Below are 13,895 nucleotides of genomic sequence, written 5' to 3' on the forward strand. Positions count from 1 at the left end.
GTTAGTAAACCTTATCTGTTATTTTTTCTCCTCAGAATCCTGTATAGTTTGCTTTTCTTCTGCCTTTGTTTCTATTGCTTCATTTTCCGCATTTCCTTGCTGCTCTAGTTCACTTGATTGCCCGCTTGCAGGAAGAGAGGTTTCGTCTTCTTCAATTACTTCCGCTTCTTCGTTCACTATTTCCTCTTCCATTTCTTTCTCCATTTCAGCACGATATTGGTCAATTTCTGCTTCAATCTCTGTTAAAAGCTGTTTACGCTCATCACTGTCTAGGTTATCATCTGCTTTAACTTGTTCCTCGTATTTAAATAATCCATACAGAATTAATTCACGGTCCTCTAACAACCTTGCTATATCTAATGCCTCATCAGCATTTCCTCTGCCAATATGAATCCAATACTCAAAATATTTAGGGTCAGATTGTAATGTCACTGTGTTTTGGATGATTTCTTTTTGTTCTTCTGTTAATGACTCATTAATTAGATATGCGATTGAAAGTTCATATTGTGTTACTTTCGGCATCTCTTTAAATTCATACGGCTGTAATTCGGTTACGACTTCACTGTATTCATTCTTTAAGAACTTTTCCTGTGCCTCTATAAAACTAGCCTGTTTAGGTTGGATAAAAAACAATGAATACAGGGCAAAAATTAGTGTTGGAATGAAGCAAGCAGCAAGTCCAATAAGAATGTATCTATTCAGTTTCCAAGTTTTTTTATTAACAGTAACTAGTAACGCTCTTTCTTCATTAATTTCTTGAATGCGTTTATCTAAAATGGTTAATAGCTCCGCTAAACTATTTGCATGACATATTTGGTCAATTAATCCTGTACGTTTTAGCGTTTCAAAGTAATTTACGTATTGGGTAAAGGTATATTGTATGTCAACAATAGAAGCAATTGTTGCTTTAACATCTTGCATTAATTGATCAGAGTTTTTTTCATATGGTGGAAGGCTCTCTTTCACTCCATAATGTAGAAAGTATGGATTTAGCCCTTTATCAACAACAATGTTTTCTGGGCAAACAAATAGATGAATTCTTGTTAATGTATGAGAGATTACCGATTGTACAATACGGAACGCAATAAGTAAGCGATCTCGTTCATCTATTTTTTGCATGTGAGGAAGGTATGTAAAGGATGTAGGAATTGTGTGACGAACTGATAATTCATCATCCATCATCTGGATTTGCTTCTTAATAACCGGATTTATTTCTTTTAGAAATGAAATCTCATCTTGATGATTTAGCTTAATTTTTTCCTTTTGAAAGATAAACTCAATTGTTTGCTTTTCAACTTTAATAATTGCCTCTAGCTTTTCTTCTATGTATGACATTTCTTTTTGTGATGACATCCCCATTTAGCTCCTTCATAAAATTTCAATACGGTCTCCTGTTGTAATGCCAACATCAATTAATCGGTTAGTACCATGGGCAACTTTTTGTTTATTCGTTACTCTAATCCAGTAACCATCTCGTGGCTTTTCAGTTAATTGCTTAGTCTGCCAAACGATATCAATGAACTTTTTAACAGAGTGATAGTTTGACAACCGTAAGTCAAAGCACTCCTGCTGATAATTTTTCAAGTCAACTGTTACTTCAATATACACTGTCGTTCACCTCATAAGGAAAAGACTGTCCAGCATAGGTCTGACCCTAATAATTCGAGACAGTCTTTTCTTCTCAATCATTTAAGTTCGCTTATCCTCTAATTTGGCTAGCAATTTGTTGGTCAGCACTTTCAATTGCGTTTGCTGTCTCATTCAACTGTCTATGAATGCTATCAAGAAGTTCTTGCATATCGACAAAAGAAGGCCTTAAAGCACTATATTGTTCACTAAACGCTCTGCTAGACTCACCTTTCCACATACCCTCTAATTGATCGATCATGTTATCCAGTTCATCAATCTGGTCCTTCACTTTATTGCTCTCATTTGAATATCTTCTTGCCATATCTTGCAATTCAGCAGGTGTCACTTGAATTAATCCTGACATATTCTCATCTCCCAATTGTTTTTTTGGTAATCATCTATATAAAATGTGAGTACCCATAGTAGTAAATATCCTCTACTAGTCAAATGAGAGGATATTATCGTTTTACAAAAAGATCCTATAATATACCAATATCATATCTATTTAAATAAAAACAGTTTATTAGAGTAATCTGTTTAAAAACCATACTTTCCTCCTTATCTGCACAAAAACCACAGGTACATCTACTTATCTTTCACTCTAGTTTACCAATGGAAAAATAACCCAAAGGTAATAACATATTGATGAGGATTTAGGTAAATTTACTTAAGTACCATTACATTGTCTTATACAGAGGTACCAAGACATCCTCTACTAACTAAAATCTAAGCTTTAACTTAGCCTCTAGTAAAGGATATCCTAGTATTTAGCAAAACTAAAAGAATACTTATTATGTAAAGAATCGTATTCAGTTCACTATTATGCTAATAAAAAAGGATGTTCAAAAGGCTATAACTTACTAACCTTTCGAACATCCTCGTGTTATAAGTAATTTATTTCATATGTACATTTAACTCAACCATTTGTTTCATATATTTTTTAACTAACTTTGCTGATTTCACTTTAATTGGTAGACTAGGAGATATCTCGATAGCATACTGCCCCTGTTGAATAGAAGATTTCAGCTGTTGAATCGTATGACAAGCTACATCAAACCTATTCACAACACACCCATATTGTAGGAAATGATGGGTGTCACTCCCCCCAACAATTGGCTTACCTACCATTTCAGCAAATGGCTGCAGCTTTGTACGATACGCTTCTTCACCTTGTGTATAGATGTCTTTACCATTTAAATCAAAGGCATCTAATCTTTTTAACTGTTCAATATCATGATGATAAAGTGGTGTGCTTTTTCGAAACGGATGTGCACCGATTTTTAATACATTATATTGCTCGGCAAGATTGAGTAAATCTCTGAATGCAATGAAATGTTCTTCTTCCTTATGTGGAATTAACTGTTTATAAATGGCTAGTATGTCCTTACGGTTACCGATGAGTAATATATGACCAATTTCCTTTACATCTACTTCAATTCCCGGAAATAGCCTAAATCCATCTATATCATAGAAATCCTCTACATATGAGTAATTGTTATCCAGATAATCATAAATATCAGTGAACATCCGTGTATTAAAATGCTCTGTCATCGCCATAGCTGTCAATCCATTATCTTGTGCTTCTTGTATCATCTCTCTGAAATATTCGGGCATAAAATCTGCTTTCTTTGATAACTTAACATGTGTATGAAAGTCTATATACATCTTCAAACTCCTCATCCAAATTTAAATTTTTATTTAACAAAAATATTCACTTTTAATCTATTATTAATGACTAAATAACATGAACGTTCCAGCAATATATATCATTGAGAAACTAATGAATATACAATCTCGGACTGAAAACTTCAAGTGTGCTATTTTTAATTTCTTCACATCTTTATTTGTAAATGCGTAGGAGAACCCTTTCGTCTCCAGAGCTTCAACTGTTGTTCGGGCTCTTTTTGATGTACTTAATATTAATGGATAAAACGAAAGTACCGCTAGTTTACAAAAGTACACAATCATGCGCCAATACAGGAACCCGTTCTTTTCCGGTGCTTTCCCCCTTAAGCGAAAAGAGAGAAACACATGATGATATTCTTCTAATAAGCTAGGTAACATCCGATATCCATATGCAATACTAAACGAAACTTGGCCAGGTACTCCGATACTTAAAAGGCCATCACTTAATTTCTCAGGATCCATCGAGCAAAAAACCGTAATACTCGCTAAGGAAATAACTGATAATTTCAAGGTTAGCTTCATAAGTGGCAGTAGAACATCGAGATTTCCTCCGAAAAACCATGAAACCACAACCATATATCCCGCTTGACTTATCAATCCTAAGGAAAGAATTACGAGAATTAGCGGACTAACCCGCGCTAGAATTGTTGTAAAAACCATAAAAATGAACATGCTAAAAAGAACGGCTTGGTTATGAATGAACCAAGGTACAATCCCAAAAAAGAGATACCATATGAATAAAGTTCTTGGGTCCAATTTCGCCAAAAAGGTATTTCCATTTCCATAAGCAGTATTCAATAATTCTATTTTCACTTGTTCAACAGATAATTTATCAAACAGTTTGCGTGTATAATCCACTTTTCACCCTCCTCCTTTCCATATAATGAACAAAGTCCCGAACAGTATATGTTAAAGGTTTCATTCCTAGCCTTCTACTAAGTTCTACTATTTGCGGTGCCTCAAGTCCCGCCTGCTTCAGCAACTCATTGTTTGAGAATACTGTCTCTCTAGTTCCATCATGGATAACCTCTCCATCACTAAGAACAATGATTCTGTTTGCCCATTCTGCCACTAATTGCATATCATGAGTTGCCACTATGACAGTTTCAGCAGAGTTTTCTAGTTTACTAATTAACTTTGTTATATGTTTTCTAGTTGCGATATCAAGGTTTGCTGTTGGTTCATCTAATAAAATTACCGAGGGATTCATAGCCACACCGATAGCAAGTGATGCCCTTCTTTGCTGCCCACCACTCATTAAACGACCATCCCGCTGTTGTAGGTGTGTAAGCTCAAACTGCTCTAATATCTCATCCACAATTCCCTCAAAATTTTCTACTCTTCTAGCTTTCAAGAAGAATTCGACATCTTTTCTTATACTATCTTCGATAAACATTTCCTCAGGATTTTGATAGATGTAAGTTACAAAGTCTGCTAATTTTTCTGGTTTGTAATTTTTTGTGTCAAAACCGTTTACAAGAACTTCTCCGCTGTCTGGTTTTACAAGACCGGTCAATAATTTCATTAAGGATGATTTGCCAGCTCCGTTATTACCAATTAAGGCAATTAAATCGCCTCGATTGATAGTAAGATTTAGGTTTTTCAACACCATTTTTTTATCACGATTAATCGTTTTATACCCATATTTCAGATTATTTATCTTAATATAGGACTCTTTACTAATAGAATCATCATGACCAAGCTCTGAAATGGTAGATTGGTTTGTGCTATCCTTCCGAAAGTAATCTACAGCTTCAGCTAACGTGAGCGGATATGGACCTTCATCACCAAGCTGATATGCAGCCTGTGTGACTTGCGGCGGGTATATTTGTCTGTCCATTAGCGATTCTACTTCTAAAAGTCCTTGTTTTGTCGGCTTCTTCCATGCTACCTGACCATTGTCCATTAACACTACCTGCTCACAATAATCTGCAATGAATTCTGTATGATGCTCAATGACAATAATTGTTTTCCCATAAGACGTATGTAGCTTTCTTAAAATCTCATAGACTTCTTTTGCATGACATGGGTCTAATTGTGCAACTGGTTCATCGATAATGAGTATATCCGGGTCTAAAGAAAGAGCACCTGCAAGAGCTAGTAGATGTTTTTGCCCACCACTTAATTGCCAAATAAACTCTTTGTCATATCCAACAAGACCAACAATTTCTAACGCTCTTTTTCCTCGTTCCTTATAGTCAGAGAAACCAAAATTTAATGGCGCAAAGCTAGCATCGTCTAGAACAGTCGGGCGAACAAGTTGGTTTTCAAAATCTTGATAAACATAACCAACCTGCTCAGAAAAGCTTGATACTTTTCCTTCCAAGGAGGAATGTCCATTTATTAGAACTTCTCCTTCAAAATCGCCAACATAATAGTGAGGAATCAGACCATTCATTAGCTTGCATAATGTTGATTTTCCACTTCCATTTCCACCGACAATTGCAATGAATTCTCCCTTATTAATCGTTAACGACACATTCCGTAAAATTGGGCTCTCTGCTCCTGGATAAGTAAAAGTAACGTTATTTATTTCTATCGCCATTATTAACCACCTTTACTAACACCTTTGTTTTTATTCATAAGCATATAGAGTACTGTAATAAGTGCAACAACACCTGCCACACCCATACTTATCCATACAAAACTATCTCCAAGCTCCATTTCCCATTCAACAATATTTATATCTGCTTCAGCTAAAAATTCAGCAATGAAAGCAAACGCAGCAATAAAAATTGCACCGATTACAATACGTGGTGCTAAAATATCACCAATTGAATAATGAACAGAGCGATCTCTAGGCTTCATGCCAAGAAGGGGTTCAATTTTTCCATACAATCTTGGTACTAAATATAATGTAGGAAGAAGGGCAAATAAAATCCCGGAAAATAACACATCATTTAGAAACGACACACCTTCAATAACTAAAACACTTTCCGCTAAACCAGGGACGGCCTCTAACTCCTCTAGACCAATCCAAACTTTTCCAACATCCACCAAACTGCTTATTAACTGATGAATCGCTACACCGGTGATTGCAGCTATACCAACTTGACGCTTATTTTTTGGATCATTCACTAGAGATCCAGCAATAAACATAGCCAATGAAAAGGCTAAAAACTTCTCCAATTCACCTAATCCACCAAATTGACCAAGCATAATTTCACCAAATATCACTTCTCCTAATGATGCACCAATTGCAGCGTATAGAGGGTGGAAAAGAATACAAAGTGTTAAAGGAATAAATGCAAAGTACTCAACTGAAAATTCAATTGGACCTATCCTTACCTCTGGTATTAATTCAGTAATCATGTTCGATAATCCATACAGTGACATTGATAAGATAAAGACCATCATTTTTTGCGATTGTGTTAAAACATACCTTTGATTGATATAAGCCAACGTTAAAACCTCCTTAATCTGAATTACTTACAGTTTATAGAGGGATTGTTAATAGAATATGGTAATATTGTTAAGTGGATGTAAAAAATCTATCAAAATATGTTAAGTTGTAATTTTTTTTACATAACTTTTCTTTCATATGATAAATTCAAATAGAAAGATTGCTAGAAAAGGGGATTATAATGGTAGAACTTAACTGGAACACTGATACACTATCACCGAATCAATTTAAACTAGCTGACTTTATTCAGAAAAATATTGAGTTTGTTTTATTATCAACAGAACAAGAGATATCGAATAAATTAGATATGAGTATTGCATCCGTATCGAGATTTTGGCGTTCCGTAGGTTATAAAAACTTTAAGGAGTTTAAATTACAGGTAAAGGAGCAAATTGAAACATCCCCAGCAGGGAAGATGGAGAATATTATGAGACAAGTTGAAGGTGGAGAGCTACAACATCATACTTTATCAATTAGTATCAATCATCTAAACAAAACCTTGCAATATTTCTCTGCTCAAGAATTTAAACAAGTGATCCATACTCTCACGACATCGAAACGAATATTCCTTTATTGCCCTGGTCCTTCAAGGGGTCTTGGTGAGCTAATGTCCTATCGAATGTCTAGATATGGAATGTCAATTAAGTTAATTGAGAATAATGGCAGTGAAATTTTAGAAGAATTACTCCACATCCAAAAGGAGGATGTAGTAGTTATATTTGGATTTATCCGTCTTTTACCTGAGGCAAAGGTACTTCTGCAGCAATCTAAAGCGGTTGGCTTTAAAACAATCCTGCTAACAGACCAGCTCGTTTCAAACTTTACAGATTTAGCCGATTCTGTCCTTTTTACAAGTAGAGGGGAGCTACAAGAATTCCATTCAATGGTCGCACCAACCTATATGGTTGAAAATATCATCATTGCAACTGGAATGGAAAACAAAACAATGAACATAAAGAAACTTGAGGAACTTAGTGACTTAAGGAAGAAATATTCGAGTGAATTACCTAGGTAATCGCAAGTACCTTAGGCCAGTATCTTTCCTTACTCGTTATATACCAGAGAACGCAAAAGAGGACTGACTATTATTTGCCAGTCCTCTCCTTATTAACCTTTAATTTCTTTCTTTTTGTATAACATTATGATCGTTACACCGACAGCGAGTATAAATAGACCAAATAATATCCAATTGTATTGGGTAGATGCTGTACTTGGTAATTCATTTTCTGTAAGATTTTTATGATTATCTTTATCAGGAGTTACATTGTTATCTGAATTAAGTTTCCCCTTATCTTTATGTGGGTTTTCTTCTCCTGGATTTTCTTCTCCTGGCTCTTCTCCTGGATTTTCTTCTCCTGGCTCTTCACCCGGATTTTCTTCTCCTGGCTCTTCACCTGGATTTTCCTCTCCTGGCTCTTCACCTGGATTTTCCTCTCCTGGCTCTTCTCCTGGATTTTCCTCTCCTGGCTCTTCTCCTGGATTTTCTTCTCCTGGTTCTTCTCCTGGATTTTCCTCTCCTGGTTCTTCATCTTCTCCGTGTAGAACAACTTCGTCCACAAACACTTTCGCTGTTCCGGTACCTTCTGTTGGTTCAATTTTTACGCCAATGGCATTCACACTGTTTGTATTTCCGATACTATCCAATGGAATTGTTAGTGTTTTAAATTCTGTGCTATCAACTACAACAATTCCACTATCAAACCATGCCCAATCAGAACCTGTTTTGATATATATGCGGGCATTAGCTGTACCGTTCGATAATTTAACTTTTGTACTAATTGCTTTTACAGCAGATAAGTCAATTGCTTGTACCTTTGCAAGTTCAAAGCCTGATGTTTTTGATAAATCAAATGTCGCTGTTAATGATTTTGAACCGTGCGTTGCTTCTTCATCCGTTACTTCTGCCTTCGTTGCATTCGCTTCATTTGATTCAACTGCCCAGCCATTTGTTCCATCCTCAAAGTCATAAAGAATACCGGGCTGTTCTGGCATACTTCCTGGACCATTACCACCGTTAGGTACACCACCAGTACCATCATTAATGACTTTAATGTCATCAAAGTAAAGGGTACCGTTTATTGGTTGGGATAATTCATCTTGAGCATTAAGATAAATTGAGAATTTTGATACATTCTTTAAGTTTTCCTTTGTAATAACCTTTCCTGCATTTGCCGTATCCCAAGGTGCTGGCTTAAACTCACTAAACGGCACTTCAACTAGTCCTGAATTATCTTCAGCCAACGATGGGTAAGCTTCAAATGCGATTCCATCAATATTTATTTGAATGACTAGCTTTTGACCTTTACCATCAGAATCCAGCCAAAATTGAAGCTTATTAAACTCTGACCAATCCAGATTATTTAAGGATTTTGTAATCCCTGTATAATCTCCAGCTCCAGCAAATGAATAGTCATATTTTAATCCATATGTTCCTTCATTCTTATTTTCACCAGTTAATGAGGTTTTGACAGAACCGTTTGCAGGTACAAACGCTTTACCTAGAGCCGCATCACTGCCAAGATAGGATTCAAAGTCATCAATTAATGATGGGTCAGCTGGTGCTTCAGCAAAAACACTAAGAAGCTGAATATTGTCTATATAAAAAGCCCCATTGTCTAAGTTTAGCTCTTTCCCAATTAATGAAAGGGCTAGACCAGTTGCTGCTTCAGACTTACTTTGATCATTTAAATCTATTGATGCTGAATACTTTGCATAATCAATACCGTCAATTGTTACTGTTTCTAATTCACTAAACTGCTTTCCTGTTGTTGATTCTCCATACTTCGTATTCCAATCTGGAGGAAGCATTGCAACAGCTAACATACTAGCGTTAGATGTTTTGGCAGCAGTTGGAACATATGCCTCGAATGTTACTCGTTTTACAGCTGCTAAGTTAACATCAGATAAATCTTTTAATTCTAACTTTAACTCCTGCCATGTTTGGCCTTTTTCTAAATTACTAGTGTTAATTTTCAGCATACCATTATCATGAAGCTTCACATGCTCAATAGACGTTTCGATTGTTTCTGGATATGCTCCATTGCTTTGAAAGCCTTCAAGGTCTTCATCAAATGTGAAGCTATTCATCGCTATTTCAGAAACCTTCACAATAACATTTACTGTCTGATTAAGTATAATATTGTTAGCAGTATCATATGCCTTTACCGTAATGTTTGCCGTTTTACCGTTTACAGCTGCAGAAGGTGACCAATCAGCTGTATAATAAAATCCATTTTCATCAAGTGTCATAGGGAACTCTTCATCAGAACCTTCAACACTGTATACAACTTTTGATGGGTCCTCATTTAATACTCTTGCACGAATTGTTGTAACATTTGTTTTAATCTCGGCATTATCAGTTGGTGTCACAACATGTAAGAATGGTGAATGCTCCGTAGTCGGAATCTGCACCCCAGTATATATCGTGCCAACTTCGCTTAAAAATGCTGAATATGAATCTTCATAAAACTTGGTGAAATCCGGAAGCAGTTCATGATCTGTACCTCCTTCAGGTGCATTTTCATAACCTTTATACGGTACGAAGAGATTGCCATTTAAAGCAAAGTTTGCCCAAGTCTGCATATATGAAACCTTTTTTGCATCAGGGTCACTTTTGATCGCATTTAAAATTTTCGTAAACCACTGTAAGTCACCGTTTCCAGTCGTTTTCATCCCTTGTGGACTGTAACCGTATTCAGAAAACGCTGAAACTTTGTCTTTTTCTTCAGCAATTTGCGATACCATCGCCAAATCATTTACTAATTTACTAATGAAAGATTCTGAACCAGGGTTTTCTTGATTATCATATTGGTCAATACCGATAATATCAACATATTCATCCCCTGGATATGTTTTTAAATAGTCTTCCTTATTTCCGTCAAAGGGACCATTCGGTGAGAACGCATACAAAAAGTTACTAACACCCTTCTTGTCACGTAAATACTCCACTAGATAACGATATACTTCCTTATATTCACTTGTTGTCGTTGTTTGAGCTCCCCACCAGAACCAACCGCCATTTTGTTCATGGAATGGACGGAAAATAACCGGGATTAGCTCACCATTATCATCCTTCAAATTATTTGCAAATGCAGCTAAATTATCTAACCATGCATTGAATTTATCGTTAGCAGGTCCACCAGGAAGGATATCTGCTACTGCACGTTTACTGCTTGTATCATTATAACGTCCACCTGTCGCAAAATTAGGCGGGTGCATACTAAGAGCAACAATACCACCTAAGTCATGAGCTGCCTTCATTGATTTTATTAGGTTAGCGCGATTTTGCTCATCAGTGTTGTCATTTGACCCTGGCTTTTCATCACCATCAAGACTTAACGTATCCCAACCAAATATAGCTGGATAATCTCCTACAGAGTTTAAAACTTCGGATTGCGTTGAGCCCGCACGTGTACCAGAACCAGTTATCGTTAAACCTTCATCTGTTGCATGTTGATGGCCGAATAATACTTGCTGACCACTTACTCGTTGTAAATATGTATATAACTGTCTAGTGTAGCTTGATGCATCTTGGTCAACTAACTTAATTGATTTTGCACCGCCATCCGTTGCAGCAAAAGCTGACGGGAATCCTGAAAAAACTAGTAAAATCACTAAAAAAATAGATAAATACCCTTTACTCCTTTTCAAAGTATCCTCTCCTCACTAATTGTTTAGTTTAAATAGCACGAAAACTTATGTAAGCGCTATCTACGGAATCTATTATACTTTCATTACTTAAATTAATAAAGTAATATTTTTGATTTTTATAATTATTATTTATAAATATTAGTTTAACGATTACCTAAAGGCACAAGAAAAGTTTTATTATATGACTGTTTTTCGAAACTGCAGAAGCTAAAACTCTCTTAAATCTCCTTGTTACAAATAATCCAAACAATTGACTTCACATCCATCAATTAATCAATTTAGTCCAATACATTTTAACCATTCTTTTGCATTCTCATATTCTATATTATTCTAAAGTGTGAACTAATTGGGGAGAGTGAAGTATGGAGATTAGAAAAGCTAATCAGTTAGAAACACAACAACTTATCCACTTATCTGCATTAGTAATGGAAGAAAGTTCGATGGGTCAAGTAAAAAACAGTCTAGAAAATAGCCAAAATGCCTTTATGCCTTTGCTCAATAATGGTGCATATTATCTCATTGCAACTCATCATCAGCATTTATGCGGGTGGATTTTAATTGGTCCTGATTTCAATCCTATTCATTACGAAAAAACCGGTAGTATCATCTCATTGTATGTGTACCCTGAATACAGAAAACACGGTATCGGTAAACAATTAATGTTACATGCCCTAAATGAATTCCGTATGAATAATTATAAGAAGGTACAGCTTAACGTTTTCAGCGGAAATCCAGCTAAGCAACTTTATGAAAGTCTAGGTTTTTATGATATTTCTACTATCATGGAACATAGACTAGTATAAATTCAGGATCACCTTTTAAACTTGTTAAATCACTATATTTTGAAATAGACCTAGGCTATTTATAAAATTCAATTGATACCTCTCAAAGTAATTCCGCCTCATATTTACGATATAACATAAGACATGCAATGCTAGAGCTTAGAATATTGTAAATTATATGTAAATGTTTCTATTAGCACATCTCGAAAACAAGTTTTCCTTGTACAATGAAGTTAACTATATACTAGGAGGATACTATATGAGGCGTTTTTCCAAGGAAGAAAAGAGTTGGATGATGTATGATTGGGCTAGCTCAGCTTATTCTATTATTATTACGACAGCTGTTTTCCCCATTTTCTACAAAGCAGCTGCTACTAGTGCAGGAGTTAGTGCAGCAGATTCAACTGCATATTTAGGCTATACGGTTGCAATTGCAACATTTATACTTGCGATGCTTGGGCCTATACTCGGAACAATTGCAGATTATCAAGGCTTCAAAAAACGCTTTTTCATTTTCTTTTTTTCATTAGGAGTATTAGCAACTGCTATACTTGCCTTTATCCCAAGTGATCAATGGTTATTATTATTAATTTGTTATACATTTGCTGCAGTCGGTTCAACAGGTGCCAATGTATTTTATGATGCCTTTTTGGTTGATGTTACGACAGAAGAAAAAATGAATCGCATTTCTTCAAGAGGATTTAGTTACGGATATATCGGGAGTACCATTCCTTTTATTATTAGCATTGCGGTCATTCTCTTATCACAAAACGGGATAATCCCTATATCTGCTACTATTGCAAGTAAAATTGCGTTCTTAATAACTGCGATATGGTGGCTAATCTTCTCGATACCATTATTAAAAAATGTTAAACAAATTTATTATATTAAACGCGAGCCTAAGCCTGTCGCTAATAGTTTTAAACGATTAGCGAAAACATTGAAGGAAATTAGGAAATATAGAGCTCTATTCTTATTTTTAATCGCATATTTCTTCTACATCGATGGAGTTGGAACAGTTATAACAATGTCGACTGCATATGGAACAGATTTAGGAATTAATTCAACAAGTCTATTAATAATTTTGTTCGTCACCCAGGTAGTTGCTGCCCCATTTTCAATCTTATACGGTAGATTATCAGAACGATTTACCGGTAAGAAAATGTTATATGTCGGAATCTTTGTTTACATGATTGTCTGTATATACGCGTATTTCCTAAAGACAACCCTTGATTTTTGGATCTTAGCGATGCTTGTTGCAACCTCACAAGGTGGGATACAAGCATTGAGTAGATCATACTTTGCAAAGCTTGTCCCTAAAGAAAAAACAAATGAGTTTTTTGGCTTTTATAATATTTTTGGTAAATTCGCCTCCATTATGGGGCCAATCTTAGTAGGTGTCACTGCACAACTAACTGGGAAATCAAATACGGGTGTATTTAGTCTTATTATATTATTCATAATTGGCATGATTGTTTTAGCCCGTGTTCCCGAGCCGAAAACTGATAAGACGATTCCACCAAATACTATTTCTTATTGAGGAGCAAACGCAATAAATTTAGTTACCTTTTATTCGAAGTAGCATACTAGTTGGGTTACTCAGGTAGTTGGTAGAGAGTCGTGAACAATAGTCTTGTGCCCATTGGAATAAAAATCTCATGAAAAGTCACATTTTATTCTGTTTATTTTTTTCAAAGCAACCTACATGATAATAAACTAAAAGAGGGAGAATCGCCACGAATAGG

11 protein-coding genes are annotated in these 13,895 nt (G+C 35.5%); 3 read left to right on the plus strand and 8 right to left on the minus strand.

Translation table 11 applies throughout. The features are described from left to right. Positions 1–18 precede the first annotated feature (18 nt). From essB to J2S19_RS09885, 7 genes are all read right to left on the minus strand, one after another. Entirely contained in the window at positions 19–1,353 is a 1,335-nt protein-coding gene (gene essB, locus J2S19_RS09855; RefSeq protein WP_307340873.1) for a type VII secretion protein EssB, read from the minus strand. 15 nt (positions 1,354–1,368) lie between these two features. Continuing rightward, positions 1,369–1,608 carry an ESX secretion system protein YukD gene (gene yukD / locus J2S19_RS09860; protein WP_307340875.1) on the minus strand — a complete coding sequence of 80 codons (240 nt, stop codon included), beginning with the start codon at positions 1,606–1,608 and terminating at the stop codon, positions 1,369–1,371. Positions 1,609–1,699: 91 nt separating this feature from the next. Then, positions 1,700–1,993, minus strand: coding sequence for a WXG100 family type VII secretion target (locus J2S19_RS09865; RefSeq protein WP_307340878.1), 294 nt, complete (start codon positions 1,991–1,993; stop codon positions 1,700–1,702). Between the two features lie 530 nt (positions 1,994–2,523). Further along, positions 2,524–3,294, minus strand: coding sequence for a PHP domain-containing protein (locus tag J2S19_RS09870; protein ID WP_307340881.1), 771 nt, complete (start codon positions 3,292–3,294; stop codon positions 2,524–2,526). 63 nt (positions 3,295–3,357) lie between these two features. Then, entirely contained in the window at positions 3,358–4,173 is an 816-nt protein-coding gene (locus J2S19_RS09875; RefSeq protein ID WP_307340884.1) for an energy-coupling factor transporter transmembrane component T family protein, read from the minus strand. Beyond that, positions 4,148–5,860, minus strand: a complete 1,713-nt coding sequence (locus tag J2S19_RS09880) for an ABC transporter ATP-binding protein (protein ID WP_307340887.1) — start codon at positions 5,858–5,860, stop codon at positions 4,148–4,150. The genes J2S19_RS09875 and J2S19_RS09880 overlap by 26 nt, the downstream gene beginning before the upstream one ends. Positions 5,861–5,862: 2 nt before the next feature. Then, a complete protein-coding gene (locus J2S19_RS09885; protein ID WP_307340890.1) occupies positions 5,863–6,717 on the minus strand; it encodes a DUF8171 family membrane protein in 855 nt (284 codons plus the stop codon). Between the two features lie 182 nt (positions 6,718–6,899). On the opposite strand from J2S19_RS09885, the gene J2S19_RS09890 reads away from it, so the two are divergent. Next, the gene (locus J2S19_RS09890) at positions 6,900–7,733 is read left to right on the plus strand and encodes a MurR/RpiR family transcriptional regulator (protein ID WP_307340893.1); all 834 of its coding nucleotides are present in this window, start codon (positions 6,900–6,902) and stop codon (positions 7,731–7,733) included. 92 nt (positions 7,734–7,825) lie between these two features. Here the strand turns inward: J2S19_RS09890 and J2S19_RS09895 are convergent, their stop codons facing one another. Further along, on the minus strand, positions 7,826–11,368 hold the full coding sequence (locus tag J2S19_RS09895; protein ID WP_307340896.1) for a glycosyl hydrolase: 3,543 nt from the start codon (positions 11,366–11,368) through the stop codon (positions 7,826–7,828). A 362-nt stretch (positions 11,369–11,730) separates the two neighbouring features. Between J2S19_RS09895 and J2S19_RS09900 the strand changes: the two genes are divergently transcribed. Together J2S19_RS09900 and J2S19_RS09905 are read left to right on the plus strand one after the other, a co-directional pair. After that, complete coding sequence (locus J2S19_RS09900; RefSeq protein ID WP_307340899.1) at positions 11,731–12,171, plus strand: GNAT family N-acetyltransferase; 441 nt, start codon at positions 11,731–11,733, stop codon at positions 12,169–12,171. A gap of 238 nt (positions 12,172–12,409) precedes the next feature. After that, positions 12,410–13,690, plus strand: coding sequence for an MFS transporter (locus J2S19_RS09905; protein ID WP_307340901.1), 1,281 nt, complete (start codon positions 12,410–12,412; stop codon positions 13,688–13,690). Positions 13,691–13,895: the final 205 nt, after the last annotated feature.

It is taken from the genome of Metabacillus malikii (assembly GCF_030813355.1).
In the GTDB taxonomy this organism is placed as follows: Bacteria; Bacillota; Bacilli; order Bacillales; family Bacillaceae; genus Metabacillus; species Metabacillus malikii.

Coding starts and splice junctions, on each gene's coding strand:
- J2S19_RS09865 (WP_307340878.1), bottom strand. CDS start 1,993: ATGTCAGGATTAATTCAAGTGACACCTGCTGAATTGCAAGATATGGCA.
- J2S19_RS09870 (WP_307340881.1), bottom strand. CDS start 3,294: ATGTATATAGACTTTCATACACATGTTAAGTTATCAAAGAAAGCAGAT.
- J2S19_RS09900 (WP_307340899.1), top strand. CDS start 11,731: ATGGAGATTAGAAAAGCTAATCAGTTAGAAACACAACAACTTATCCAC.
- J2S19_RS09880 (WP_307340887.1), bottom strand. CDS start 5,860: ATGGCGATAGAAATAAATAACGTTACTTTTACTTATCCAGGAGCAGAG.
- essB (WP_307340873.1), bottom strand. CDS start 1,353: ATGTCATCACAAAAAGAAATGTCATACATAGAAGAAAAGCTAGAGGCA.
- J2S19_RS09905 (WP_307340901.1), top strand. CDS start 12,410: ATGAGGCGTTTTTCCAAGGAAGAAAAGAGTTGGATGATGTATGATTGG.
- J2S19_RS09890 (WP_307340893.1), top strand. CDS start 6,900: ATGGTAGAACTTAACTGGAACACTGATACACTATCACCGAATCAATTT.